General features: G+C 53.6%; 25 protein-coding genes, 1 pseudogene and 1 riboswitch. Of the genes and pseudogenes, 11 read left to right on the top strand and 15 right to left on the bottom strand.

Going from position 1 to position 24,906, the window contains the following annotated elements:
* The first annotated feature begins 60 nt into the window (after positions 1-60).
* Entirely contained in the window at positions 61-1,827 is a 1,767-nt protein-coding gene (locus OK409_RS20745; RefSeq protein WP_159226847.1) for an EAL domain-containing protein, read from the top strand.
* 42 nt (positions 1,828-1,869) lie between these two features.
* On the opposite strand, the gene OK409_RS20740 is transcribed toward OK409_RS20745, so the two are convergent.
* The 6 genes from OK409_RS20740 to ascF all read right to left on the bottom strand — a co-directional run bounded on the left by OK409_RS20740 (position 1,870) and on the right by ascF (position 8,236).
* Complete coding sequence (locus OK409_RS20740) at positions 1,870-2,805, bottom strand: ABC transporter substrate-binding protein (protein WP_010670447.1); 936 nt, start codon at positions 2,803-2,805, stop codon at positions 1,870-1,872.
* A 23-nt stretch (positions 2,806-2,828) separates the two neighbouring features.
* Positions 2,829-3,590 (bottom strand): ABC transporter permease, encoded by a 762-nt coding sequence (locus tag OK409_RS20735; protein ID WP_050679295.1) that lies wholly within the window; start codon positions 3,588-3,590, stop codon positions 2,829-2,831.
* Positions 3,587-4,327: an ABC transporter ATP-binding protein gene (locus OK409_RS20730; RefSeq protein ID WP_264367453.1), complete on the bottom strand. Its 741-nt coding sequence runs from the start codon at positions 4,325-4,327 to the stop codon at positions 3,587-3,589. The genes OK409_RS20735 and OK409_RS20730 overlap by 4 nt, the downstream gene beginning before the upstream one ends.
* Positions 4,324-5,025 (bottom strand): TenA family protein, encoded by a 702-nt coding sequence (locus OK409_RS20725; RefSeq protein ID WP_045140054.1) that lies wholly within the window; start codon positions 5,023-5,025, stop codon positions 4,324-4,326. Before OK409_RS20725 ends, OK409_RS20730 begins: the two co-directional genes overlap by 4 nt.
* 68 nt (positions 5,026-5,093) lie before the next feature.
* Positions 5,094-5,196, bottom strand: a riboswitch (TPP riboswitch).
* Positions 5,197-5,302: 106 nt separating this feature from the next.
* Positions 5,303-6,733, bottom strand: a complete 1,431-nt coding sequence (locus tag OK409_RS20720) for a 6-phospho-beta-glucosidase (protein WP_033780331.1) — start codon at positions 6,731-6,733, stop codon at positions 5,303-5,305.
* A 36-nt stretch (positions 6,734-6,769) separates the two neighbouring features.
* Positions 6,770-8,236, bottom strand: coding sequence for a PTS cellobiose/arbutin/salicin transporter subunit IIBC (gene ascF / locus OK409_RS20715; RefSeq protein ID WP_256849523.1), 1,467 nt, complete (start codon positions 8,234-8,236; stop codon positions 6,770-6,772).
* Between the two features lie 256 nt (positions 8,237-8,492).
* Here ascF and OK409_RS20710 point away from each other — a divergent pair, with 256 nt between their 5' ends.
* Positions 8,493-9,512, top strand: coding sequence for a LacI family DNA-binding transcriptional regulator (locus OK409_RS20710; RefSeq protein ID WP_264367452.1), 1,020 nt, complete (start codon positions 8,493-8,495; stop codon positions 9,510-9,512).
* On the opposite strand, the gene OK409_RS20705 is transcribed toward OK409_RS20710, so the two are convergent.
* Together OK409_RS20705 and OK409_RS20700 are read right to left on the bottom strand one after the other, a co-directional pair.
* On the bottom strand, positions 9,509-10,258 hold the full coding sequence (locus OK409_RS20705; protein WP_031591628.1) for a DNA-binding transcriptional regulator YciT: 750 nt from the start codon (positions 10,256-10,258) through the stop codon (positions 9,509-9,511). The two genes, OK409_RS20710 and OK409_RS20705, sit on opposite strands and share 4 nt — an antisense overlap.
* 76 nt (positions 10,259-10,334) lie before the next feature.
* Complete coding sequence (locus OK409_RS20700) at positions 10,335-11,597, bottom strand: DUF1479 domain-containing protein (RefSeq protein ID WP_061902138.1); 1,263 nt, start codon at positions 11,595-11,597, stop codon at positions 10,335-10,337.
* Between the two features lie 255 nt (positions 11,598-11,852).
* On the opposite strand from OK409_RS20700, the gene OK409_RS20695 reads away from it, so the two are divergent.
* Entirely contained in the window at positions 11,853-12,674 is an 822-nt protein-coding gene (locus tag OK409_RS20695) for a Cof-type HAD-IIB family hydrolase (RefSeq protein WP_139016403.1), read from the top strand.
* Between the two features lie 29 nt (positions 12,675-12,703).
* Here OK409_RS20695 and OK409_RS20690 read toward each other — a convergent pair whose 3' ends face one another.
* Positions 12,704-13,096, bottom strand: a complete 393-nt coding sequence (locus OK409_RS20690) for a winged helix-turn-helix transcriptional regulator (protein WP_033768861.1) — start codon at positions 13,094-13,096, stop codon at positions 12,704-12,706.
* A 111-nt stretch (positions 13,097-13,207) separates the two neighbouring features.
* On the opposite strand from OK409_RS20690, the gene OK409_RS20685 reads away from it, so the two are divergent.
* Positions 13,208-14,257 (top strand): NAD(P)-dependent alcohol dehydrogenase, encoded by a 1,050-nt coding sequence (locus tag OK409_RS20685; RefSeq protein ID WP_264352868.1) that lies wholly within the window; start codon positions 13,208-13,210, stop codon positions 14,255-14,257.
* A 220-nt stretch (positions 14,258-14,477) separates the two neighbouring features.
* Here the strand turns inward: OK409_RS20685 and OK409_RS20680 are convergent, their stop codons facing one another.
* The 3 genes from OK409_RS20680 to OK409_RS20670 form a co-directional block, all read right to left on the bottom strand.
* Positions 14,478-15,164, bottom strand: coding sequence for a hypothetical protein (locus OK409_RS20680; protein ID WP_045140059.1), 687 nt, complete (start codon positions 15,162-15,164; stop codon positions 14,478-14,480).
* 113 nt (positions 15,165-15,277) lie between these two features.
* Entirely contained in the window at positions 15,278-15,508 is a 231-nt protein-coding gene (locus tag OK409_RS20675) for a hypothetical protein (RefSeq protein ID WP_264367451.1), read from the bottom strand.
* 2 nt (positions 15,509-15,510) lie between these two features.
* Positions 15,511-15,735: a hypothetical protein gene (locus tag OK409_RS20670; protein WP_010246998.1), complete on the bottom strand. Its 225-nt coding sequence runs from the start codon at positions 15,733-15,735 to the stop codon at positions 15,511-15,513.
* A gap of 230 nt (positions 15,736-15,965) precedes the next feature.
* Here OK409_RS20670 and OK409_RS20665 point away from each other — a divergent pair, with 230 nt between their 5' ends.
* A complete protein-coding gene (locus OK409_RS20665) occupies positions 15,966-16,274 on the top strand; it encodes a hypothetical protein (protein WP_031591637.1) in 309 nt (102 codons plus the stop codon).
* Between the two features lie 202 nt (positions 16,275-16,476).
* Positions 16,477-17,571: a diguanylate cyclase gene (locus OK409_RS20660; protein WP_264367450.1), complete on the top strand. Its 1,095-nt coding sequence runs from the start codon at positions 16,477-16,479 to the stop codon at positions 17,569-17,571.
* A gap of 35 nt (positions 17,572-17,606) precedes the next feature.
* Here the strand turns inward: OK409_RS20660 and map are convergent, their stop codons facing one another.
* Complete coding sequence (gene map / locus OK409_RS20655) at positions 17,607-18,392, bottom strand: type I methionyl aminopeptidase (RefSeq protein ID WP_264367449.1); 786 nt, start codon at positions 18,390-18,392, stop codon at positions 17,607-17,609.
* Complete coding sequence (locus OK409_RS20650) at positions 18,389-18,634, bottom strand: ParD-like family protein (RefSeq protein ID WP_033780321.1); 246 nt, start codon at positions 18,632-18,634, stop codon at positions 18,389-18,391. The genes map and OK409_RS20650 overlap by 4 nt, the downstream gene beginning before the upstream one ends.
* A 339-nt stretch (positions 18,635-18,973) precedes the next feature.
* Between OK409_RS20650 and OK409_RS20645 the strand changes: the two genes are divergently transcribed.
* The 3 genes from OK409_RS20645 to OK409_RS20630 all read left to right on the top strand — a co-directional run bounded on the left by OK409_RS20645 (position 18,974) and on the right by OK409_RS20630 (position 21,789).
* Positions 18,974-19,390 (top strand): cell envelope integrity TolA C-terminal domain-containing protein, encoded by a 417-nt coding sequence (locus tag OK409_RS20645; RefSeq protein ID WP_033743904.1) that lies wholly within the window; start codon positions 18,974-18,976, stop codon positions 19,388-19,390.
* Positions 19,391-20,483: 1,093 nt separating this feature from the next.
* Positions 20,484-21,158 (top strand): SOS response-associated peptidase family protein, encoded by a 675-nt coding sequence (locus OK409_RS20635; RefSeq protein ID WP_264367447.1) that lies wholly within the window; start codon positions 20,484-20,486, stop codon positions 21,156-21,158.
* A gap of 109 nt (positions 21,159-21,267) precedes the next feature.
* Positions 21,268-21,789, top strand: a complete 522-nt coding sequence (locus tag OK409_RS20630) for a GNAT family N-acetyltransferase (RefSeq protein WP_410176931.1) — start codon at positions 21,268-21,270, stop codon at positions 21,787-21,789.
* 28 nt (positions 21,790-21,817) lie between these two features.
* On the opposite strand, the pseudogene OK409_RS20625 reads toward OK409_RS20630, so the two are convergent.
* Positions 21,818-22,096, bottom strand: a pseudogene (locus tag OK409_RS20625) (GrpB family protein); the annotation flags it as partial.
* Positions 22,097-22,395: 299 nt separating this feature from the next.
* Here OK409_RS20625 and OK409_RS20620 point away from each other — a divergent pair.
* Positions 22,396-23,970, top strand: coding sequence for a methyl-accepting chemotaxis protein (locus OK409_RS20620; protein ID WP_264367446.1), 1,575 nt, complete (start codon positions 22,396-22,398; stop codon positions 23,968-23,970).
* Between the two features lie 328 nt (positions 23,971-24,298).
* On the top strand, positions 24,299-24,859 hold the full coding sequence (locus OK409_RS20615; RefSeq protein ID WP_264367445.1) for a fasciclin domain-containing protein: 561 nt from the start codon (positions 24,299-24,301) through the stop codon (positions 24,857-24,859).
* Positions 24,860-24,906 lie beyond the last annotated feature (47 nt).

The raw sequence follows: 24,906 nt of genomic DNA, 5'->3' as shown, positions 1-24,906 counted from the left end.
AATTGAGCATTTCTGAGCTAAATTATTTTCGATTTTTGCGCCTGCATAGGAGAGGTTTCAGTGCATAACGAGCAAAATGGCAGCGACGTAAAACGTCTGAGTGCGATCAAGGCACTTTTGTCCCCGGATGAAGCCCGGGATAAGGTGCTGGAAAGATTCGTTAATCTCGCCAGCCAGGTGCTGGGTATTTCTGGCAGCTTCATTTCAATTATTGACGATCATAACCAATATATTAAAGCGTCCCGCAACTTCGATCTTAAGCAATCGACCCGTGATGAATCTCTTTGCCGCCACGTCATTGATGGTGAGGGACATCTGGTGGTGTATGACACCTTACTGGATGAGCGCTTTGTCACGCACCCGTTTGTGAAAGGCGATCCGCATATTCGTTTCTACGCCGGTGTCTCGCTGCAGAACCTAGACGGCGCGGTGCTGGGCACGCTCTGCGTCACCGACACCCAGCCACATCCCTTTACGGATGAGAAACTCGCTACGCTGCGCTCACTGGCTACGCTGGTCACCTCATTTCTGGATGCCTGGAACAATGCGGGTTTTGCCGACGTCATTACGCACCTGCCGAATCGCCCACGTCTGATTCGTGATATTCAGCAACTGACCCTTGTCGCACCACAGAGCCGCTTTCGCCTGATTCTTATCGACTGCCTCGACATCATTCGCGCCTATGAGCTTTCCCGTGCGGTGGGCATTGCGCCGATGGAGAAACTGCTAAAGCAGATGGCGCAGGATGTCGCTCACCGGCTCAATCTTCCGGAGAATGAAACGCTCTATACTTTCGCTCCAGGCCGTTTTGCCATTGTTCAGCCCTACTCGGGTCGTTATACCGCACATAACATGATCGACCTGTTTAAGGGCATGAAGGCCGATCTGGCGGAAAATATCACGCTCGACCTGGATGTCTTTACCGGTGAAACAGAGTTTGTACCGGGCCAGATGGATGCCAATGAAACGGTGCGTCAGGCCGTGAGCGCGCTGCATGAGGCGGTTGATGAGAACATCAGTGCAATGTGTTTTGAAGAGAGTTACGACTCGCGGCGCACCGATGACTTTATGATCATGAACGATCTGGCTCAGGCGCTGAATAAAGACGAAGAGCTTTACCTGGCCTGGCAGCCTAAAGTGTGTCTCAAAAGCGGTAAAACGGTCGGGCTGGAGGCGCTTATCCGCTGGAATCATCCTGAGCGGGGCGAGCTTTTCCCTTCAGAATTCATTCCGTTAGCGGGTAAAACCAACCTGATTTCCGATCTGACCAACTGGGTTATCGATCACACTATTGAGCAGCTTGCGCGCTGGGATCGCGAGTACGATTTGATTCCGGTTTCGATCAACGTCAGCGAACGCGACTTCGCAAAGCCCGATTTTGCCGATCGGCTGGTGGCAAAATTAGCGGCGGCTCAGTTACCCAATTCTATTCTGGGCATTGAGTGTCTGGAGAATGAACTGATCACCAAAACCAATGTGGCGATCAGCGGGCTGGAAGCGCTGAAATCACACGGCTTTGTGATCTCGCTGGATGATTTCGGCACCGGCTACAGCAACATCAGCTATCTGCAGGATATCCCGCTGGATGTGATCAAGATCGACCGATCCCTGATCTCGCGTATGAGTGAAGATGATGCATCAAAAATCATCGTCAGATGCATTATTCAGATGCTGAAAGAGCTGAACTACACCGTGCTGGCTGAGGGCGTTGAGACGGAAGCCACCCTGACGTTGCTGAAAACTTACGGTTGCGATCAAATCCAGGGCTACTTCTTTTCAAAACCGCTGCCAGCCAGCGATATTGAACACTGGCTTTATCAGAAGTGATGCCAGGAAAATGGCCCGCAGCGATCGTTGCGGGCTCTCATATTACTCACTGCCGGTAGCGTAGCGCTCAACCGGCGTGATGCTTTTAATCAGCTTGTTATCAAACAGAAATTGCTCGTAAGCCTGATAGCGTGCGCGATCCAGTTTTGCCGGATCGGCGGCAAACAGCGGCAGGGTGGCACGCCATGCCTGATGATTCAGCGGTGTGTTCAGCTCCGGATGCGCGCGGGCAAAGGCCTGCCAGCTCTCCTCCGGGTGCGCCTGCAACTGCGCATTACCCTTCTTCAGTGCCCGCAAAAACTTTTTGATTTTCTCCGAGTGTGCCTCATCACGGTTGGCGACGATGATCAGTTCGTCATAGGCCGGAACACCATAATCCTCGACGTTGAAGACTACCGGTTTTTTACCGTGCTGTTTCATCTCCAGCGCTTCGATATTGCGATAGCCGCCGATAACCGCATCCACCTGCCCGGTCATCAGGGCGCTGGTGAGCTGGAAATTGACGTTAACCAGCTTAACCTGATCGGCTTTAACGCCATCATGGTTCAGCATGGTCGCCAGCGTCGCCTGTTCAATGCCGCTGACCGAATAGCCGATGCGTTTCCCTTTTAAATCGGCTGGTTTTTTTACCGTTTCGTCTAACGTCATCAGCGTATTCAGCGGACTGTTAATCAACGTCCCCACCCGCATCAAGGGCAATCCCTGATCGGCGAAGAAATGAAGCTGCGGCTGATAGGTAATCGCTAAGTCCGCCTGCTTTGCTGCCACCAGACGCGGCGGCAGCGCCGGATCAGAAGGCGGCACAATGTTAACCTCCAGCCCTTCTGCCGCAAACGCGCCGGTCTGCTGGGCCACCATAATGGGTGCGTGATCGGGGTTGATATACCAGTCGAGCACCAGTGTCAGTTTCTCCATCGCCTGAGCCTGTGTGGCTAAGGTGGCGCTGAACAGCAGGGTAAACAGAGGCATTTTTGTCATGGGTTGTCTCATTGGTATAGTCATTAATGTGTCTCGGGTGCCCAGGTAATCAGGCGGCGCAGCAGGATGTCGAGGGTCAGCCACAGGGCCAGCGTCATCAGCACCAGAATAAACAAGGCGGCGAAACAGAGGTCGCTCTGCATCCGGGCGTTGGCATTCAGCATCACGTAGCCCAGCCCCTCGGCCGAGCCGACCCATTCACCGATGATTGCGCCTATTGGCGCGACGGCTGCCGCCATCCGCAATCCTGAGCCCAGGGCGGGCAGCGCGGCTAGCAGCCGGACATGGCGCAGTTGCGCTGCAGGTGATGCGCCCAGCGTGCGAGCCAGATCGAGATAGCCGGGGGTGACGCGACGCAGGCCATCAAAAAAGGCGGAGGTCACCGGGAAGAAGATTACGAGGACGGCCATCGCGACCTTTGCGCCCATGCCGAAACCAAACCAGAGCACCAGCAGCGGCGCCAGGGCAAAAACCGGAATCGCCTGGCTGGTGATCACCAGCGGCATCATCCAGCGCTGCAGCCATGGCGAAAAGGTCATGCCCAGCGCCAGCACACTCCCCAGCAGCACGCCGAGAGCCATGCCGCTGACGATCTCGGTCAGGGTAATCAAAGTGTGATGGCCGAGATAGCCGGCGTTTTGCCACAGTGCGATGGCGACCGCAGCGGGTGAGGGCAGCAGAAAGGCCGGAACCGAAGTCAGCGTGGCGAGCCACCACAGCGCAATCAGTCCGGCAAACAGCATCACTCCACGGTGAAAACTGGCAAAACCTTTGTGTAATCTCATCCCGCTATCCTGCTCAGCTGCTTCAGCAATGCGGCCTGACTCTGCAATACCTGTATGTCGTCTGCAGCCCGCGGTGGCTGGCCCGCCAGGGGCGGGCAGGTTTCAATTCCCGCAGAACCGATCATAAGCACGTGGTGACTGAGCCGACAGGCTTCGGCGGCGTCATGGGTAATCAGCAGCACGGTGTGTCCGACCAGCACTTCTGCAGCCAGCGTCTGAATCTGAGCGCGGGTGAGGGCATCCAGTGCGGAGAAGGGCTCATCCATCAGCACAACGGGCTGACGGGTGTAGAGGGTGCGGGCCAGCGCGGCGCGCTGACGCATCCCGCCGGAAAGTGTCGCGGGTCGCGCGTTCGCAGAATGGCTAAGACCTACCCGCATCAGCAGATGCTGCGCCCAGTCGCGATCGGCCCTTTCACCTTTCAGGCGACTGGCGAGACAGACATTTTGTTCAACCGTCAGCCAGGGATAGAGCAGATCCTGTTGCCCCATCCAGGCGATGCGTCCGGTCAGTGGCAGGCCGTCGCTGCCGCTGACCTGCCCGGCGGTGGGTGGCGTCAGACCAGCAATGACCCGCATCAGGCTGCTTTTTCCGACGCCGCTGGCACCCAGTAAAGCGGTAAAAGCACCGCCCGCGATCTCCAGATCAAGCTGGCTGAAGAGTGGCTGCTGGCCATAATTCAGGCTGAGCTGGCGAATTGAAATGCCTGGCGGCACCGGATGGCACGGCAGGTTCATGAGCTGATCCGCTGGGCGGCAGCATGGTTGAGACCCATCTGCCAGAAAGCGGCTTCCAGCCGGGTTGCAGTGGTAAAAATCTCCGCCAGCGGGTTAAACCGGTGTTCACCGGCGCGCTGCCGGGCCAGGGTTTCAAACAGTGAAAGTGAGGAGCGAACGCCAGCCAGATAGGCTTCGTCGGCGTAATTTTCTATCCATGCCGCGTAAGGATTCCCCTCAAAGCGGGTTGCGGGATCATGCAGTAGTGTCAGACCAATTTCAGCGTAACCGGCAACGCACGGCATCAGCGCGGTCAGCAGCTCCAGCGCATCCCCGGTGTGACCCACGTCCAGCACGTAGCGGGTGTAGTTGAGCGTTTCCACGGCTTCGGGTTCACTCGCCATAGCCGCCTCGCTGATGCCCCATTGCTGGCAGTAAGCCTGGTGAAGTGGCAGTTCGCTGACGATGGCGTTAAGCGATGCCGTTGCGCTGCGTAAGGCTGCTGGCTCGGAAAGTTTGCTGATCAGCAGGCCCCAGGCACGGGCGAAGTGCAACAGAAACAGATAATCCTGGGTGAGATAGTGGCGGAAGGCGGCGGGTGGCAGGGTGCCCTGACCGAGTTGCCGCACAAAATCGTGCCCGATATAGGCGTGCCATTGACTGCCCGCCTGCTGGCGCAGACGACCATAAAAGCCGGTGTCGAAAAGCGGATGTGACATAGGATCTCCAGTAACAGGGAGATCCGGGCATACGGTCTGGAACAGGGAATGTTGCAGGAGATGACGCAGAAAATCTGCCGACCCGTCCCTTCGCTGGCATGACCCAGATCAGGTTCAAAGGGTTCGGCTTACGCCATCTCAGCCCATTACAGGACACCCCTCGGAGACATTGGTTATACGATAATTACTGCCGGAGTACAACGGCAGAAATAAGCGTTCTGTTCCGGCGTTGCTGTCGCGCCAGTAACAGCATGACGATAGATTTTAAGTGACGTTGTCACTCAAGATCCGCACCATTACTGGCAATGACTTTTTTGTACCACCAGAAGGATTTCTTCCGCGTGCGCGCCAGCGTGCCGTTACCCAGGTCGTCGCGGTCAACATAGACAAATCCGTAGCGCTTGCTCATTTCACCCGTTGAGGCGGCAACCAGATCGATACAGCCCCAGCTGGTGTAACCCATCACTGGCACGCCATCCTCAATTGCGTCGCCCATGGCGCGGATATGTTCGCGCAGATAGCTGATGCGGTAATCATCGTTGATCTCGCCATTTGATTCGATCTCATCGCGCGCGCCCAGGCCATTCTCCACCAGAAACAGCGGCTTCTGATAGCGGTCATACATCATATTCATCGTGATGCGTAAGCCGAGCGGATCGATACCCCAGCCCCACTCACTGCGCGGTACATGGGGATTGGTCAGGGATTTCACCACATTGGCGGCGCTGCTGTTCTGCTCGTTCATCTCGGCCGAGGCGCAACGTGAGGCGTAGTAGCTGAACGAGACAAAATCGACGCTGTTTTTCAGAATGTCGTCATCGCCGTCAGCGATCTCAAGCGTCACCCCTTTTTCACGGAATACGCGGGCGGCGTAGGCCGGATAGGCCCCACGCGCCTGCACGTCAATAAAGAACAGGTTTTCGCGATCCTTTTCCAGCGCAGCCCAGACATCTTCCGGCTTGCTCGACCAGGGATAGAAGTTGCCGCCTGCCAGCATGCAGCCGACCTGGTTCATCGGATTCACTTCATGCGCGATGCGCGTCACCAGCGCGCTGGCGACCAGTTCATGATGGGCCGCCTGATACTTTACCTGATCCTTGTTCTCACCGGGTTCGAACACCAGACCGGCGCCGGAAAAGGGGCTGTGCAGCAGGATATTAATCTCATTGAAGGTCAGCCAGTATTTCACCAGGCCATCAAACGCCTCAAAGCAGCTGCGGGCATAACGGGCAAAAAAGTCGACCATTTTGCGATTGCGCCACGAGCCATATTCAGTCACCAGATGCATCGGCACATCAAAGTGACAGAGCGTGACCAGCGGTTCGATATTATATTTCCGGCACTCCTCAAAGACCGCGCGGTAAAAGGCGATGCCTTGCGGATTGGGCGTCAGTTCGTCGCCATTGGGATAGAGACGGCTCCAGGCAATCGACGTGCGGAACACGCTGAACCCCATCTCCGCCATCAGCGCAATGTCTTCCGGATAGCGGTGATAAAAATCGATGGCTTCATGGCTGGGATAAAATTCATCGTCACGCAGGGTAAAACGCTTTTCCAGACCGAGTTTGACCGGCATACGGTGCAGGCCATGTGGAATCATGTCGACGGTGGTTAAGCCCTTTCCGCCTTCACGAAAACCGCCTTCACTCTGGTTGGCGGCCAGTGCGCCGCCCCATAAAAATCCTTGCGGAAACCTTGAATCAGACATGCAATCCTCTTTTCCGGGTCAGCGTGACCCTTTCCTTTAGTGGCTATTAATCGCGTTAGCGCGTTCGGTAACGGGCGCAGGTTGCGTTGCGCTTTCGGGTGCGGTTTTGATTTCGGGTTCGGTTTCAGGAATATCTTCAAAACCTAACAGCAGCGTCAGCACAAATGACAGCACCACAGACAACACCATGACCGCACCGACCCAGACAATACTCATGGGATTGGTGGGATCGAAGAACTGTACGCTGGTAAACAGGCCAGGAGAGGCCATGGAGTGGCTGGCCAGCCCGCCAATGCCTGCTACCGCGCCGCAGATAAAACCACTGATCAGACAGGCGATCAGCGGTCGTTTTAAGCGGACCGCAACGCCATACAGCGCCGGTTCTGAAATGCCGGCAATAATCGCTGATGCCGCCGCTGCCAGCGCGGTCTGGCGCAGTTCACGGTTTTTGGTCCGGAACGCCACCGCCAGCGACGATCCTCCCAGCGAAAGGTTGGCGCCAATCTCTGACGGCATCACCATGCCCTCTTTGCCGGTTTCGGCAATGGTCTGGATGATGGTGGGGGTGAACACCCGATGCATTCCGGTCATCACCAGTAGCGGCCAGATTGCGCCCATAATCGCGACGGAAAGCCAGCCAAGATAGCCATGCACGGTGTAGACCAGCGCGGAGATACCGCTGCCGATCCAGATGCCAATCGGACCGATCAGCACAATCGCGATGGGTGCCGCAATCAGCACAATCAGCATCGGTTTCAGGAAGTTTTTAGTGACGGCAGGGGTAATACGATCCACGCCGCGCTCGATGTGCGACAGGATCCAGGTCATCACCAGCGCCGGGATTACGGTGTAGGTATATTTCACCGCGGTCACCGGGATGTAAGCAAATTCCACCGCCTGACCCTGTGCCGCTTTCGCCATCAGTTCAACAAAGTTGGGATGAACCAGTACACCGGCAATGGCGATCGCCAGCGACATGTTCGTTTTGAATTTCAGCGCCGCAGAGGCGGCCACCATGATCGGCAGGAAGAAGAATGCGCCATCGCCAATCACGTTGAGGATGACCAGCGTTGATGAGCCTTTCTCAAACACGCCCGCCATATCCAGGATCATCGCCAGCAGCTTAACCATTGACCCGCCAATAATGGCCGGAATCAGCGGCGACATGGTGCCCACCAGCGCATCAAGAATCCCTGCACCGATGCCTCGCAGCGTGATTTTACGTTTCATGGGTGCAGCCGATGTCGCTGCGGGCGAGCCCAGCTCCAGCACCGCCTGATAAGCCTGTGACACGTTGTTACCAATGATCACCTGGCACTGAGTGTCGTTGTGCACCACGCCCATAACACCATTGATCGCCTTGAGCCGGGGATAGTCGACCTGAGCTTCATCTTTCAACACAAACCGCAGGCGGGTCATGCAGTGGGTTACGGCTTCGATATTGGTGAGGCCGCCTAGCGCATCAACGATGGCGCGTGACACCTCGGCATAATTTCTGGGCATGATCGCTCTTCTCTGTAGGGTAAATCGGTCAAAGTTTTTATGTTTTTGCGCCTGCGGGCAGGCAAATAGGAAACCGGTTTCACAAAATCATGAAGTGCTTTCACTGCGCCGACAAGCGCCAAAATCATCCAGATCTCTTTTTTGTGAACTCCATCACCTGATGCTGCCAGGTAACCTCATACTAAGGCGGGGTAAATATTTCCAAGATTGAGAGGCTTAGGTAGACTGCAGGACGACGCAGCAAAGGAGCATCAGCATGGCAACGATTCAGGAAGTGGCAAACAGGGCGGGCGTCTCAAAAGCGACAGTGTCACGTGTGCTCTCGGGCAATGGCTATGTCGGGAAGGAAAAGCGCGAAAAAGTACTGAAGGCGATTGCCGAAACCGGATACCGGCCCAATCTGCTGGCGCGCAACCTGGCGACAAAAACGTCTCAGACCATTGGACTGGTGATCACCAATACGCTCTACAGCGGCAGCTACTTCACTGAACTAATGGCACACTCCGCGCGCATACTGGAGCAGCAGGGCCGCCAGCTGATTCTGGCGGACGGCAAACACACCGCTGAGCAGGAAGAGGCGGCGATTCAGTTTCTGCTCGATCTGCGCTGTGACGGCATCATTATCTATCCGCGCTTCCTGACTATTGACGCGCTGGATGCGATTATCTCCCGGCACAAGCAGCCGATACTGGTGATCAACCGGCGGCTGCGCGTCAACCATAGCTACTGCATTTACAGCGATCAGCACGCCAGCAGCGCTGCGGCGGTGAGCCATCTGCTGAATCAGGGGCATCGCGAGATCGCGTTTATCACCGGTTCGCTCGATTCGCCGACCGGCGTGGAGCGGCTTTCCGGCTATCACGCTGCGCTGGCCGCACAGGGCATTGAAGCCGATTCCCGGCGAATCGTGACCGGTAAATGGACGGCGCAGAGCGGTATGGCGGCCGTGGACCAGCTGCTGGAACGCAGGGTGACATTCAGCGCGCTGGTGGCGAGTAATGATGAGATGGCGATTGGTGCCATCAAACGTCTGACTGAATGCAACATCGCGGTACCCGGGCAGGTTTCGGTGATTGGCTTCGATGATATTCCGCTGGCGCCCTTCATCACGCCGTCGTTATCCAGCATGAAACTGCCGGTCACCGAGATGATCGATGAGACGATTAACCGCCTGCTGAACATGCTTGATGGCGGAGACTGGCATACTCAGGCACCCTTCACGGCCAGCCTGATGATGCGGGACTCCGTTACTAAAGGCCCCGGCCGTTCTGCTTAACCTGCGGCGATCTGTATCACCTCTATCGCCTGTTCCCTGAGCTGCGCTACCGTCGCCGCATCCAGCGTCTCATCGGTAATCACGTGCCCGACCTGATAACCGGATGAAAGCGGATAGGGGTGAATCTGACCAAACTTGGAGGCGTCGGTCAGGGCATAGCTCTCAGCGCCTTTCGCCAGCACGGCATCCACCACATCACAGCGCAGCATGTTGCGGCCGGTAAAACCAGTTTCGGGATGCCAGCCATCCACGCCAACAAATGCCCGGTGAAAATGGACCTGCTGGATGGAATACCGCGTCAGCGGGCCGACTACCGACTCACTGCTTTTCTGCAGCAGGCCACCGAGCACAATCACCTCACAGGCGGCTTCCCGAAGAAGCTGGGCAATATAGTGACTGACGGTAATCAGCGTAAGATCGGCGCGGTCAGCCAGCGCACGCGCCAGCAGCGCATTGGTACTGCCGCCTTCGATGAACACCGATTCACCCGCCTGAACCAGGCTGGCCGCATGTCGTGCCAGCGCCTGCTTGATGGGATAGCGGGTATTCATGCGGGTGCCGACGTTATCGCTGTCCAGCGCCAGCGCGGAACCGTGAACCCGCCGCAGCAACCGGTCGCGTTCCAGCAGCGTGAGATCCTGCCGCACCGTCACTTCAGAAACCCCGGTAAGCTGCGCCAGTTCGCTGACCGTTACGCTGCCCCGGCTATTAACCAGTTGAATAATCTGATGATGTCGCGGGTTCATAATTGCGTTTCGCAGAAAAAAAGAAGCTCCAGTGTAACAGGGATATCCCGCGCTGGTGTACAACGCGGGATTGGGATCAGGACAAATCCAGCGACCGGCGTCCGTTAAGATTGAGATCCTGCAGCGTAAAACGCTGGCCCCACTCTGTTTCATAATCTTCTGGCGGAAAATCTCCCGGTGAACGTCCCTGCTCCAGGGCCTGTGCAACCCGCCGGGCATAGGCGCGGTTTTTGTCACACATAGGTGCAGCGGGGATATACATCACATTGCCCCAGCCCTGCTGATCTTCAACCGGTGCAACGGCGTGGATCACATCACAGTGCCACCATACCGAATCGCCCGCCTCTAAGGCCGGTATCGAACAGAGTCCTGCAATCAGGTGCGGATGCCACTGTTCATTAACGGGCAACACCCGGCCCGGCGCGACGCCGCACAGTTCATCTTCGGGTACGTCTGAAAGCAGCGGGCGCAGCAGAACATAGGCCATCGCCTGCGGCACCGGCACCACGTGCAGCAGGCCCTGACCGGGGATCATATCGGAGAGTGCGGTCCAGCCCTGAAAGGTCCGGAACACGGAACATTTGGTGGTACCCGGCAGATCATACTCATCCACTTCGGTGCGGTGAGCTGCATCCCAGGGGTCGTAAGCGGCAAAATCACCGTGAAACAGCTTACTGAAAACCTGCTGATACGCGGGGAGTAACCAGCGTTCCAGCGCGCCGGAATCGGTATGGGCGCCTAATCCCTTCGAGGTGGTGCCCGGCAAGCGGCGACGGATGCGATCGGGATAGATAACGCTGACATCCGGGTCAAACCACTGCTTTCCCTGTGATTCAGACTTCCATAACCGGTTCAGAAAAGATTGCGCGTCAGCCATTGCCGCGCTCTGCCGCGCCTGCATTTGCGCCTGTGACCAGTAAATCGGATAGATTTCGGGGCGGGAGGCGGCCAGCGATCCAAAAAAGTCATCGCCGGGGCCGCGATAGTGTTCGTCAAACCGGTTGTGATCCAGATAGTCGAGCATCGACTTATCCCATGCCAGCGCCTGCTCACGCGCGAAGTGCTGCTTAATTACCACACAGCCGCGACGTTTAATCAGCGCCCGGGTTTCATCCGAAACCTTTCCCGCTGCAATGTCCTGCATGGGCACTACCGGCCAGGCACTGCCCGTGCGCTTTTCATCTGCTTTTGCTTCAGCAATCGCAGCAGTGATGTTGTCGCAAACCTGACGGAAAAGGGCATCGACATCACCAATCTGTTGACGTAACTGCTGTTTCATCTCGCGAATAGCGGTTTTGACGTCGTCAGGTAAAGGGGTTGATCGGGAATCTTCACGCATCTCGTGCTCCTGAATATCTGGGGGTTGAGTTACGAATGTAATTAAAATAACCTTCATTCGTAATATTCGACTGAGGTTAACATCCTTTTAACGAAAAAAAACGTGCGTGATAACACAACTCCGGAACCGGAACGCTCTGAAAGCCGTTAGCAAAGTCACTATTTGCATTCTCATTAATCCACACAGCGAGTAAGCTTTATGAATCAAATCAATCAGCCGAAAGGACAGAACGGCGAACGTATAGGGGCAGGCGAGATGGCGGTTAAGATGATTGCGGTGGATATGGACGGCACCTTTCTGGACGACAATAAGCAGTACAACGTTCAGCGGTTTTCACGTCAGTATGCGCTGCTGAAGCAGAAGGGCATCCGTTTTGTGGTGGCCAGTGGTAATCAGTATTACCAGCTGCAGCGCTATTTTCCCGACATCAAAGATGAGATCGCTTTCGTGGCGGAAAATGGCGCATGGGTTTCTGACTGTAATGAAGAGATCTTCTGCGGAGAGTTAGCTCAGGAGAAAGTGCATAAGATCCTCGATATCCTGGCGCATGAACCTGACATCGCGGTCGTGGTCTGTGGACGCAACGGCGCCTATATGCATTCATCCACCTCTGACGAGGTGATGGCAATGCTTGCAAACCACTATCACCGGCTGGAAAAACGCGATGACCTCTATGCCATCGACGACACCATTTTCAAATTCTCGCTGAAGCTGGAGCACGAAGGGGTTGATGCACTGCTGCAGAGACTGCATTCCCGTCTGGGCGAGCTGGAAAACATCATGCATCCGGTATCCAGCGGTTTTGGCTTTATTGATCTCATTATTCCCGGCTGCCATAAGGCACACGGCATTGCGCTGCTGCAGGAAAAGTGGGGCATCAGCGATTGCGAAGTGCTGGCGATTGGTGACAGCGCCAATGATATTGAGATGCTGCGTCAGGCCTGCTTCAGTTTCTCAATGGCCAATGCCGCTGATTCGGTCGCTGCCGTGGCGCGCTATCAGACTCAGAGCAACAATGATGAAGGCGCGCTGAATGTCATTTCCCGCGTGCTGGCGCGCGAATTCCCGTTCGATTAAGCCTGCACTGCGTGAGAACTGGCGGCCTTCTATCCGCCACTCTCCTGATGGCTGCGCGCGTGATGTTCCATTTCATCCAGCGCAGCCTGATTCTCCAGTCCCCACTGATACATCTGCTCAATCGGCTGGGCAAAGGTATGCCCCAACGGCGTGAGGCTGTATTCCACTTTTGGTGGCACCACCTGCCACACCTGACGCGACACCAGTCCGCGCTGCTCCAGCTCACGCAGCGTCTGAATCAGCATCTTCTTCGAAATACCCTGCAGGCTACGCTCCAGTTCACCCGTGCGTGCCCGATTTTCCGGCCAGTGATAGAGCGCATGCAGCACCATCGTGCTCCACTTCACCGAAAAGAGTTCCATCAGGCGGCGTGGCGGTGAATCCGCATAAAAGCAAAGTTTTCCTTCAACCCAGACCGGCATAGTGACTTCCCAGACATGATGGTAACCAAAAGGTAACTACTACCAAATGGGGTTCCGTATGTCTATAGTGGGCCGCTTTCTTTACGACCACCAGGTGATAAGAGGCAACAGATGAAAATTAACGCGCTGATAGCGTCCCAGGCAGACCAGCCGCTGCGGGCAGGCCAGGTAGAGTTACGCGAGCTGCAGGCTGACGATGTGAAAATCGAAATTCTTTACTGCGGTGTTTGTCACTCCGATCTGCATATGGCCCGTAATGAATGGGGAGTCAGCCGCTATCCGCTGGTTCCCGGTCACGAAATTGTCGGACGCGTAGTGGCAGTGGGCGGCAACGTCACTAAATTTTCCGCCGGGGATACGGTTGGCGTTGGCGTGATGGTCGACTCGTGCGGTGAATGCCATTTCTGTCAGCAGCAGGAAGAGCAATATTGTGAGGCGGGTTTCACGCCGACCTACAACGGTACGGATAAATACACCGGCAATACGACATTTGGTGGCTATGCGCAGCATGTCATCGCCGACCAGCATTTTGTGGTCACGGTGCCCGACAATCTGGCACTGAATGCGGTGGCACCGCTGCTGTGCGCTGGCGTGACCGTCTGGTCACCGTTGCAGCATTTTAAAGTCAAAGCAGGCGATCGTGTGGGTGTGGTCGGGCTTGGGGGATTGGGCCATATGGCGGTTAAACTGGCCAGTGCACTGGGCGCAGAAGTCACCCTGTTTACGACTTCTCCGGCGAAAGGGGAAGATGCACGCCGGCTCGGCGCTAAGAACGTGGTGATCTCACGAGACGCCGCACAAATGGCTGACTGCCAGGCGTCACTGGATATCATTCTGGACTGTGTCGCTGCACCACACGACCTTGATCCTTATCTCGGTGCGCTGAAAACCAATGGTCAGCTGGTGCTGGTGGGCATACCCGATCAACCTCATCCATCACCGAATGTGACACCGATGGTGTTTCGTCGCCTGAGCATCAGTGGCACCTCGATTGGCAGCATTCAGGAAACACAGCAGATGCTCGACTTCTGTGGTCAGCACAACATCACGGCTGATGTTGAGATGATCACCGGTGAAGAGGTCGAAACTGCCTTTGAACGTATGCTGACCAGCGATGTGAAATATCGTTTTGTCATCGATATGCAGAAAACCCACTGGTGATGAATACGGCCCGCTGTGAAAGCGGGCCGTCAGACTTTTACAGGGGCTGAACCCGAAAGATAAAGCCCTGCATATAGTTACAACATACTTAAATGTTTTAATATCAACCCACCTCATTGAACTCCGTGCAGCAAAAGTCTTGCAGCAAGATCGTTCTGATTAGACAAAAAAATACCCGGCTCATTGACCGGGTATCTCTTTTGCCGCTTACCAGGCGCAGTTAATCCTGCTCTTTATCCGCGTCACTCTTTTCCGCTTCTTCTTTCTCCACAGCATGGGTAAAAGGCTTAAGCAGTTGAATATCCAGAATCACATAAACCATGGTGCTGATAAACAGGGAGATGACACTGCCAAACACCCCGCTGGTGGTAAACGTCAGATAGTTATAAATCACCAACCAGGTCAGGCAGATAAACAGCGCGAGCGAAATAGAAAGGTTGGGCACGGAGTAGTTGCTGGTACCACCGCCCTGGGTATGCGTCGCTTTAAACAGATTTCCGATGGAGTATTTCTCCAGCACCAGGATAGTCCTTTCCCAGTTACGCTGTTTACGCGCGCTGGCGCGGGTCAGGAAGAGATAGAGAATAGAGATGAAGAAGCCGGAGAAGGCGATGAGTACCGGAATCGCTTCCAGCGCATATTCAATACTCTTATGAGGCGTGCCAGTGGTGCTGAGATCAAGCGTCAGCGAGGCACCCAGCGCAGCATATAAAAAGAGAAACAGAATCAGAAAAGTCAGACTACGTTTCCAGTCGCCATCAGCCTCTGCACCTTTTTGCTGGATGGCCAGCTGAAGCGATTGCTGAATCTGTTGTGCCTGTGGTGAGTCTGTTTCAACGGTGTGGCATGGCGCAGCAAAGAAGTTGTGCATAAACAGCTCATCTTCTTTGTGAATGGTGATTTTCATCAGAAACCTGTATTCGGGAAATTTTCTTTATTCTAATCAGCACAGCATGAATTAACAGTAACTTTGGCTTTATACCTTCAGCCCCGCACTGACTCAGCGGGATATCAGGTTCATCAGGCTACCTGAAACTGAATCGGTTGCGAAATTCTGCTCAGCATTATCCTCTTCGTGACGCAGTTGCTGATAGCGCAGCAGCGCAGCAGCGCGGCATCGGCGTTATCGGCATGCACCACGTCCCACACCATCTTATAGCCATCAGCCATTAACGCGTCCTGCTGATCCTGCCGCTCAGTGTTCACGGCTCTGACTGTTTGCTCTTTCTGAAACAGACGATAGTCTGGCATGGCTATTTCTCCCCTGGATGGTCCAGCGCTTTAAACTGCTTAATGGCTTCATTGATATTGTTGGTATCGACGGTTGCAATACAGCGATCGCCGTTGAACACCTCATAGCGGGCGTTGTGCAGCTGAAACAGCAGATCCCTGCCACGGAAGTGTATACGTTTCTGTTTAACGCCAATCCCATGCCGCCGTAATAATGCCTGTGACAGGCGATCGGTCTCTTTTATCATTCCTTCAGCTCCTCGGCAGTACGTGGTCACTGCCAGTAAACCTGATGAACATTAGTTTTATATTAAGAGATAACCCTATTTTTTACAGGGCTAAACGCATGTTTCAGAGAAATTACCGGGCTGCGTGTGCTGACGGAATCAGAAGCCCACCGGATTAATGCCATTCCCTGCGTTAACGGACCGCAAATGCGGTACACTTGCCGGGATAACTCGCCACAGGACACGCCGCTATGAACGATAAAAAGATGATTTCCATTGATCAGTTCAACGCTGATGAACGACTGGCCGTCGAGCAAACCTATAAGGGCCTGGCCGAGAAGTACCGTCAACGAACCGGTAAAGAGCCTGATAGCAAAAAAGAGAAAGAATTCAATAGTGAAGCTCGTCAGATCATCATGACCAGCAAAATGGAGAAGCAGAGAGCGCAGGCTGAAAAGGAGAAGAAAAAACCACTACGTAAGAAAAAACCTTCTTCAATGACCGCCAGCGAAGTCAGCGATTTCAACTGGTCTGCCTCAGTGGTTAAAGGCCGTCGATAAACAGCCTCCGCGCGTATTCATGGCGCGCGGTATCTTCTCACATTACTGCCATTGTTCCCTGACTACCATCGTCCCCGGCACACAAGTCACAACCTGACGAGATACCTTTCTCGGCCCGCAATAAGAATATTCTGTAAATAATTTACCCTGATTTATTAATTACCGATAAACTGCCATAACCCGTTGCTGCTTCAGTCTGCATATGAATTACTACACTCCTGACGATATTCAACTGAAGCGCCGTTCGACGCGATTTGTGCGCCGCATGTTCATGATGCGCCAGCTTGGCACCTTTCTCTGTTTTCTGCCCATTCTGTCGGTACTGATGGAGATGGGAAAAAGCCCGGAGCTCTGCGCACTGCTATTTACTAATGCGTTTGTCTGGCCCTATGCGGCCTTCAGACTGGCATTGCGATCGCGCGATCCCACAGGTTTTGAACGTAAGAATCTGACGCTGGATGCCGCTTTCGGCGGCTTCTGGGTGGCAACCATGGCGCTGAGTCCGCTTCCCTCGATTATTATCATGGCGGTACTGATCTCTGATCGTTACTCGGCGGGCGGTTGGGTTCAGCTGAAGTCTGCTTTGCAGGCCTTTCTTTTGACCTTTTTAATGGTCTGGTTAGCGGAAAAGGCGCCTTTGCAGCTGACTTTCTCTACCCGCACCGTCTGGCTGACTCTGCCGCTCGCCAGCGGCTATCTGCTGGCGCTCAGCGTGGTTTCACACAATCTGACCCTGAGTCTGCGAAAGAAGAATCAGGAGCTGGAACGCATTGCGCTGATGGATCCTGGTCTGAAAATACCTAACCGCCGTCTCTTTGAGCGGCGGCTTGAAAGCGAGTTTTTACGTACACAGCGAGGTGAGGGGAAGGCCTGGCTGATGCTGCTGGATGTCGATCACTTCAAACAGGTTAACGACACTTTCGGGCATGAAGCCGGCGACTTTCTGCTGGCAGAAATCTCGGCACTGCTGCGGGACAGCGTCGGCCTGAAAGATATACCTGCCCGCTTTGGCGGTGATGAGCTGTGTGTGATTGTGCGGGATGCGGATGAACCCAGCATCATGTTGCTGGCAGCGCAGATCAGACAGGGGATTGCCCTGCTGCGGCTGCCGGCTTCATCCACCTTTCAATGCTCGGTGAGTATCGGGATTGCACCGGCATGCGATGCGGCGACAATTCATGAATGGCTGAGATGCGCCGACGAGGCGCTGTATCAGGTCAAGCGCGCCGGACGTAACGATGTGCAGGTGTGGCATTCCGGCACGCTGGAAACGCTGAGTGAAGTCAGGGGCAGTTAACAATGCAGCCTGAGAGCGTGGCTCAGGCTGAGAGATTAAATCGCCGGGTAGTCGCCGGTGCCTTCAGGCCAGGGCGTGAGCAGATCAAAACCCTCATCGGTCACGGCGACGGTGTGTTCCCATTGCGCCGAGAGCGAGCGATCTTTGGTGACCACCGTCCAGCCATCTGACAGCACGCTGGTTCCGGCTTTACCGGCATTAATCATCGGTTCGATAGTGAAAATCATTCCTGCTTTCAGTGGCATTCCTTCGCCCGGCGTGCCGTAGTGCAGCACCTGAGGATCGGTGTGGTAAATTTCACCGACGCCGTGACCGCAATATTCACGCACCACCGAGAAGCCAGCCGATTCAGCGACACGCTGGATAGCCGCGCCCACATCGCCCAGCGTCGCGCCAGGACGGACGGTTTTGATACCGGCGACCATCGACTGATAGGTGATATCGACCAGACGTTTTGCACGGACTGACGGTGTGCCGACAAAGTACATCCGGCTGGTATCGCCATACCAGCCATCTTTAATGATCGCTACATCGATATTAACGATATCGCCATCCTTGAGTTTTTTGCTGGCCGGAATGCCGTGGCAGACCACATGATTAACCGACGTGCAGGTGGTGCGGGTATAGCCGTGGTAACCGATGTTTGCTGGCGTCACTTTAAGCTCATTCACAATAAAATCGTGACAGATATCATCCAGTTCTTCCGTGGTGATGCCGGGACGGACGTGAGGTGTAATCATCGCCAGCACCTGAGCCGCAGCCTGTCCGGCTGCCCGTGCCATTCCGATTTCCGCTGCGGTATGAATTTTAACGCTGTTCATGACACGTCTCCTTGTGTGGTGAGGCTCTCTTTAGAGAGCATATTGCGTATATCAGCGCTGCCTTCCAGTTCAAGCCGGATTAGCATCTGCGCCAGTTGATGTTGGGTCTGCTGCGGATAGAGTTCAGCCAGCATACCGAGTTTTAGCCAGTGTTCTGCCTGTGCATTAATTGAGCGGCTCATCGCCTGACTGGCGATGCGCAGATTCTCATGCATCAGGTCGGAGATTTTTACGATACCCATGCAAGCCTTATATGAAACGTATATGTTTCGTATAGCTTAACGCTATCGGCGTGATTTGAAAAGAGGGGGAAGAATGTTGCGCGTCTGAAGCAGGGTACAGAATGATGACCCACGGCCACGCATTTCGGTCGCGACAGAAAAATCTATAGATAACAGAGATGTGTGGATGGCCAGGTAACAGTAGTGCTAGCCCCGCCGAAAAAGCGCCGAAACACTGTCTTTTTTTGAAAACGTAGCTGATGACTGAGCAGATGAAGTACTGGGTTGTTCTGGTGGCTGTGGATATTAAGACTGTAGAATAGATGATATAAAATCCGGGAAAACATCAGGGATGTAATCATGAAAAGAATAATTGCTTTGACTGCCGCATTGGCCGTTTCAGGATGCCATATGAGCACAAATCACATCCGACAAAAGGGAATTAAGACTCCCGACGCGTCAGAGATTAAAAGTCAGTGTGAATCTCAGACACCACAGCAAACTCAAGAGCGTGAAACTCAGCTTTGGCTCTGCCAGGCTGTTACAGCAATACAATATCGGTTTTTCGATGCAGATAATTATCGCGGTAAAACATGTGATGTAAGGATCAGGCAGCCGGAAGGCGAGCCTCCGGTAAGCATCAACGTTCAGGGCGGAGATCCAGCTCTGTGCGCTGCTGCAATTAAAGCAATCAAACAAGCTGCAGATGCCCACACTTTTCCAATGAGACCCGCCTTTATGAAGGATGAAATCCCGATACATTTTGCTCCGCAATAAGATTACATAGCTAAGGAAAGTGTTAAGCGTTGCACTTAAATGTCTAAACTCACAATCCCATAAGGCACCGTGCTGCTCTGAAGCTATGCCGTCAGATACCGGCTGCTAAAACTGTGTACCGCGATGCAGTTATCCGTTGTCAGCAACTGACAGCAAACTCTTACTCCGGTACAGGCTCCATTCAGCCCAGCAATTTTCAGGGTTGATATCGAAGTAACCGCGACATTCAGCCATGGCGAGAGCAACATCACGCGGTACTTCGATAGTTGTGGCATTATCACGGATGCTACTGACTTCCTGCTCAGTAAGCGGGCTTCCTTTCTCATTCTCAATTCTCATCAGTAATGGGATGAGGGCAGGTATAAAAACTATGGTCATGAGTTATATCTCATATTATTAAAGGTTCGTGTCCCTACGAAGTCACTAAAATATGACCTCTCCGGGGTGCGGTAAGTGGCATTCTGTAAAATGTGTCTTCCTGAAAAATATCAATTCATCGTCGTTTCATCGCTACAAGGCTTGAAATCAATTAACACTGCCCAGGCATACAGGCAGGTTTGTATAGCCCGGCTGGCTTACCATAGATAAGGGTGAACATGTCGGTGCCATATTCTGGCTAACTGGCTGAGCCTGGGGCTGATTTGGATACTGGTTGTCATAGCTGTTCGTTGAGGGTTTTCTTGCGGCCTGACGGCCCTTCTCACGCACGTAGGATGACGTGTAGTTATGGGCCTGGTATGCGCCATAACCCGCCACGCCCGCAGTAGCATATCTGGCCGATCGCTTGCTGCTGGAATATCTCTTCGTGATTCTGGGTGTCGTTGTTTGTGATGAGTAACCTGAACTAAAACTATGGCTGTAGCTTCTATGCCCACCCCCACCACGATGGCCGCGCGCATCAGCTGTAAACGAGGCAGCCATCAGTGACGCCATAGTCAGACTTAAAATAATTCCCTTCATTACTGCTCCAGTTTATTCATATTCATTAATCATGTTCTCGTCAAAAATCACGATATCTTCAGCCAGAAGAACAATTTTTTTAGATTTATTTAACTCGTTCAACGCTGCGCTATCCTTATGAGAGGAGGTCCCCATGTGTGGACGGTTTGCGCAGTACAGCAGCAGAGACGATTACTTTGCATCCCTGAGGCTGAAGCCCGATGAAATTATTTATGATCCGGAGCCGATAGGCCGCTTTAACGTTGCTCCAGGCACCAAAGTGCTCTTGCTCAATGAGCGGGATAATGAACTGCACTTTGATCCGGTTTACTGGGGTTACGGTCCGGAGTGGTGGGACAAACAACCGCTTATCAATGCGCGTGGTGAAACCGCTGCGACGGGACGCATGTTCAAACCGCTGTGGGAGCATGGTCGCGCCATTGTTCCTGCCAATGGCTGGTATGAATGGAAGCGAGAGGGCGACAAAAAACAGCCTTACTTTATTTACCACAAAGAGAAAGAACCGCTGTTCTTCGCCGCTATCGGCAACGCTCCTTATGGTAAGGATCATGGGCATGAGGGTTTTGTTATCGTAACGGCAGCGAGCAATAAAGGCATGGTTGATATCCATGACCGACGCCCGCTGGTTTTAAGTGCGGATGCTGTACGCGAATGGCTCAGTGCCGAAACCACGTCAGAACGTGCTCAGGAAATTGCACATGAAGCCGCATTACCGGAAAAGGACTTTGCCTGGCATCCTGTTACAGCCAAAGTCGGCAACATCCACAATCAGGGTGAAGCGCTTATTAAAGAGATCAAGCCTGACTGAACAGACCGATGAGGTGAGAGATTTACATCGTTTCCCGCACCGTTTCCCGTTATAAAAACAGGATCACTCGTTTCTTAATCTGAGAGCGTTTATTTTGCAGCCAGACACTATGCGGTTGTTTCTTCGGCCAGTCACCCCATCAGATGCCGATGATCTTTACAGGATCTACGGCGACCCTGCGACGAATACGTTTAATCCCGCTGGCCCACATCCGGATATCCATCATTCACGGGAAGTGCTATCGCGCTCTATCCGTCACTGGGAATTGAATGGCTTCGGCAGTTGGGCTATCTCGCTTCAGGATAATCCAGAAAGAATCATCGGTTTTGGGGGATTGAGCATCAGAAGCTTTGCCGATATCACGATCAATAATCTGGGATATCGTTTCTCTCCGGAAGCCTGGGGGAAAGGACTGGCGACGGAATTTGCGAACTATGCAGTTAGTTATGGGTTCGAAGAGATAAAACTGGCTGAAATTTCTGCAGTCGTAAGAGCGAATCATCTGGCTTCACAAAAGGTTCTGATTAACGCCGGCCTCCGGCATACCCGGGATATTTATGATGTGGAAAATGCGCCCGCAAGCATGCTGTTTACCCTGAGTCAGGATGAATGGAATCAAAAACGGGGGTGAGGAGGATATATCCTGTCCTGCTCAGTACCTATCGTTTCAGGTCAATCAGTGCGAGCTGTAGATGATGCGCTATAAAGTTCGCTTTGAGCGCGCTGTAGCGTTGAGCATCGTTGTTACAGAGTGATGCTGCTTCACGCTTTATCTCAGCATAGGTTGCTGCGATATCTGTGTTTTCTCTGAGGTAATCACGGAAAGCAAGGTGCCTTATTATCTGTTCGTCTCCAGCTGCAAACGCATGCACCTGATGGCTACGCCTTTCTCCACCCTTAATAAAATATCTGCGGCCTGAGATTCCGTTCTCACCACGAGGACACTTCTATTGTCAGTCATCTCAAATGACGCTGAAGAGTCTGTTAAATCCGTGGTGCCACAAGCGAAGCTGGAATAGTTTTATCCGCATTCAGGCGACAAGTTACGAGAATAACACTCACTGCCTTAATGGCATCCGTCAGGGATTTACCCTTTTACTCAGCCCAGGAATCATCGCTTCTTACCCCTTTCATTACTGTAATTTCTTTCCCCGCTGCCGATAACAGATCCAGTACCAGCGAGCCATAGAAGCGGAACGTCGGTGATAACCTATTAATTCAAACATCGGGGTCTCCTATGTATCGGAACAAAAAAATAAAATTAAGCGTCATGCTCACTGCGGCATTCCTCACAGTCATCTTAACGGGCGTTTTTGTGACAGGATTCGCCGGGTTTAAACTCAATACGGCCAGCGATCAGCAGGAATTGACGCGCGCGCGGCTGGGCGATCTCCAGGCCTTGCAGACGCTAAAAGATAATTTAACTCAGCAAACTGTCCTTTTACTGTCCGTGGCTTCAGACACTCAGCCTCAGGCAGAGGCCACTATAAAAACCCAGTTCTCTGCGTTGCAGACCAACAGTGATAATACCACTGCGCATTTCCGGGAACTGATCAACGGTGCCAAAAGCATTCCGGGGATCAATCTTGCTGAAGTAGAAGAGGCTTCCACGCAATTAAATAAAATTGAAGTGGCAGCGGGTCCGCTTCATCAGGCAGAGCAAAACCTGTTTATGCAGAACGCCACTACGTTCCCGGAAAAACTCCGTGGTGAACTGATCCCTGCGCTTTCGCACTACCGCAGTGCGGTGGATGGGATGGTTGATTATCAGGCGAGGGTAACGAGTAAAACGGCGGAAACGTCGACTCAGGCGCTCTCCGGTGTTTATATGACGCTGGCAGGCCTGACCACCCTGTTTGTTGTGATGGGATTTGTGATGAGTGGGCTGATCACCCGCTGGATCAAGACTCAGCTGGGTGGCGAACCTTCGCATGCGCAGGGCCTGGCCGCTGCGATTGCGGCGGGCGATCTGACGACAAAAGTGACCCTGCGTCAGGGGGATACCGTCAGCATGATGGCTTCTCTGGATAGCATGCAGAGCAATCTGCGTGACCTGGTCTCGCAGATTAAAGATTCTTCCGCTTCGGTCGCCATGGCAGCTGATGAAATTTCCCAGGGCAATACTGAACTCTCTTCCCGTACAGAGCAGCAGGCCGCCGCTTTGCAGGAAACCGCCGCCAGTATTGAACAGCTCACGGTTACAGTGAAAAGCAATGCAGCGGGCGCGCAGCAGACCGCGGATTCAGCCCGTGAAACCGCTGCGCTGGCGCGTTCGGGTGAACACGATATGCAGCGCATGTCAGAGACGATGAATGATATTTCAAAAAGCGCGGTGAAAGTCCGGGATATCACATCCGTTATCGAAGGAATTGCATTTCAGACCAACATTCTGGCGCTTAACGCGGCAGTCGAAGCAGCGCGAGCGGGCGAACAGGGCCGGGGTTTCGCCGTTGTCGCGGGTGAAGTCAGGACGCTGGCGCAACGCAGTGCAACGGCAGCCAGAGATATTAAACATCTGATTGAAGAGGCTGTGGCGCAGGTCGAAAGTGGTGTTGTCGTGGCAACCGGGACCGGCAAGAGCATTCTTGATATCAATGCAATGGTTGGAAAACTTGCCGTCGCGATGGATAACATCTCACTCGCCTCAGCTGAACAGATGCAGGGCATTTCACAGGTCAGCATCGCAGTGAACGAGATGGATGGCGTCACGCAGAATAACGCCGCGCTGGTTGAGGAGTCCTCTTCGGCATCACAGTCGCTTTCAGCCCAGGCACACGCTTTACGTGAAGCAGTGAATGCTTTTCGCATTTAAGTTCATGCGCATAACTCACGGCGAAAGACGTGGGTTGAGAGCATCTGAGCTGTCCGGGGCAATGCTTTTTTACATTGCTGATTTGTATGACCGGGAGCTATTTCTTGCCAGTAATGACGGCTGTCTGCTGTGCGTGAAAAGCAGACGTTGACGCAGTATGGACTCGTTATGATAAGCCCACCTCTGGTGGGCTTATTGCATATCGCCTCAGCCTGAACCCCCTCAGATTAAAAAAATTAAAATTTTTTGCATCCGTTTTCGCTGCTCATTCGTATTAACAGATAAGGGCGCTCTCGCCCTGTCCGTTAACTCAATGAGGGAAGTGAAAATGAAACCATTCCTGCCAACTCTGATTTTTTCTGCATTAGCCTTCAGTGGCGCCACTTACGCGGCGAGCATGGACAGCGACACGGTGATGGTCGGCGGTGCCGCCATGTACCCATCGAAAAATATTGTTGAGAATGCTGTTAACTCGAAAGACCACACCACGCTGGTGGCCGCCGTTAAAGCCGCCGGTCTGGTCCAGACACTTGAAGGTAAGGGGTCGTTTACCGTTTTTGCGCCCACCAATGCCGCCTTTGAAAAACTGCCTAAGGGCACCGTCGACTCCCTGCTTAAGCCAGAGAATAAACAAAAACTCACCAGTGTCCTGACCTATCACGTGGTTGCAGGAAAACTGGACATGAAAGCGCTGGAGAAAAAAATCAAAGCGGGTGGCGGTAAAGCCGAGCTGAAAACGGTGAATGGCGAATCACTGTGGGTGATGGCAAATGGCCCGCACAATATTCAGCTTAAGGATGCTCAGGGCAATATTGCCAGTATCACCACGTATGATGTGAATCAGAGTAACGGTGTGATTGACGTTATTGATACCGTGCTGATGCCGTAAAGCGTTACCTATACTGTGTGTAGCCACTTATCGCGTGGCTACATCTT

It is taken from the genome of Pantoea sp. RG18 (assembly GCF_025910075.1).
In the GTDB taxonomy this organism is placed as follows: Bacteria; Pseudomonadota; Gammaproteobacteria; order Enterobacterales; family Enterobacteriaceae; genus Pantoea; species Pantoea agglomerans.
This window is presented reverse-complemented; position numbering and strand designations above follow the sequence as displayed.

Coding starts and splice junctions, on each gene's coding strand:
- OK409_RS20740 (WP_010670447.1), bottom strand. CDS start 2,805: ATGACAAAAATGCCTCTGTTTACCCTGCTGTTCAGCGCCACCTTAGCC.
- OK409_RS20735 (WP_050679295.1), bottom strand. CDS start 3,590: ATGAGATTACACAAAGGTTTTGCCAGTTTTCACCGTGGAGTGATGCTG.
- OK409_RS20730 (WP_264367453.1), bottom strand. CDS start 4,327: ATGAACCTGCCGTGCCATCCGGTGCCGCCAGGCATTTCAATTCGCCAG.
- OK409_RS20725 (WP_045140054.1), bottom strand. CDS start 5,025: ATGTCACATCCGCTTTTCGACACCGGCTTTTATGGTCGTCTGCGCCAG.
- OK409_RS20720 (WP_033780331.1), bottom strand. CDS start 6,733: ATGTCTGATTCAAGGTTTCCGCAAGGATTTTTATGGGGCGGCGCACTG.
- ascF (WP_256849523.1), bottom strand. CDS start 8,236: ATGCCCAGAAATTATGCCGAGGTGTCACGCGCCATCGTTGATGCGCTA.
- OK409_RS20710 (WP_264367452.1), top strand. CDS start 8,493: ATGGCAACGATTCAGGAAGTGGCAAACAGGGCGGGCGTCTCAAAAGCG.
- OK409_RS20705 (WP_031591628.1), bottom strand. CDS start 10,258: ATGAACCCGCGACATCATCAGATTATTCAACTGGTTAATAGCCGGGGC.
- OK409_RS20700 (WP_061902138.1), bottom strand. CDS start 11,597: ATGCGTGAAGATTCCCGATCAACCCCTTTACCTGACGACGTCAAAACC.
- OK409_RS20695 (WP_139016403.1), top strand. CDS start 11,853: ATGGCGGTTAAGATGATTGCGGTGGATATGGACGGCACCTTTCTGGAC.
- OK409_RS20690 (WP_033768861.1), bottom strand. CDS start 13,096: ATGCCGGTCTGGGTTGAAGGAAAACTTTGCTTTTATGCGGATTCACCG.
- OK409_RS20685 (WP_264352868.1), top strand. CDS start 13,208: ATGAAAATTAACGCGCTGATAGCGTCCCAGGCAGACCAGCCGCTGCGG.
- OK409_RS20680 (WP_045140059.1), bottom strand. CDS start 15,164: ATGAAAATCACCATTCACAAAGAAGATGAGCTGTTTATGCACAACTTC.
- OK409_RS20675 (WP_264367451.1), bottom strand. CDS start 15,508: ATGCCAGACTATCGTCTGTTTCAGAAAGAGCAAACAGTCAGAGCCGTG.
- OK409_RS20670 (WP_010246998.1), bottom strand. CDS start 15,735: ATGATAAAAGAGACCGATCGCCTGTCACAGGCATTATTACGGCGGCAT.
- OK409_RS20665 (WP_031591637.1), top strand. CDS start 15,966: ATGAACGATAAAAAGATGATTTCCATTGATCAGTTCAACGCTGATGAA.
- OK409_RS20660 (WP_264367450.1), top strand. CDS start 16,477: ATGAATTACTACACTCCTGACGATATTCAACTGAAGCGCCGTTCGACG.
- map (WP_264367449.1), bottom strand. CDS start 18,392: ATGAACAGCGTTAAAATTCATACCGCAGCGGAAATCGGAATGGCACGG.
- OK409_RS20650 (WP_033780321.1), bottom strand. CDS start 18,634: ATGGGTATCGTAAAAATCTCCGACCTGATGCATGAGAATCTGCGCATC.
- OK409_RS20645 (WP_033743904.1), top strand. CDS start 18,974: ATGAAAAGAATAATTGCTTTGACTGCCGCATTGGCCGTTTCAGGATGC.
- OK409_RS20635 (WP_264367447.1), top strand. CDS start 20,484: ATGTGTGGACGGTTTGCGCAGTACAGCAGCAGAGACGATTACTTTGCA.
- OK409_RS20630 (WP_410176931.1), top strand. CDS start 21,268: ATGCGGTTGTTTCTTCGGCCAGTCACCCCATCAGATGCCGATGATCTT.
- OK409_RS20620 (WP_264367446.1), top strand. CDS start 22,396: ATGTATCGGAACAAAAAAATAAAATTAAGCGTCATGCTCACTGCGGCA.
- OK409_RS20615 (WP_264367445.1), top strand. CDS start 24,299: ATGAAACCATTCCTGCCAACTCTGATTTTTTCTGCATTAGCCTTCAGT.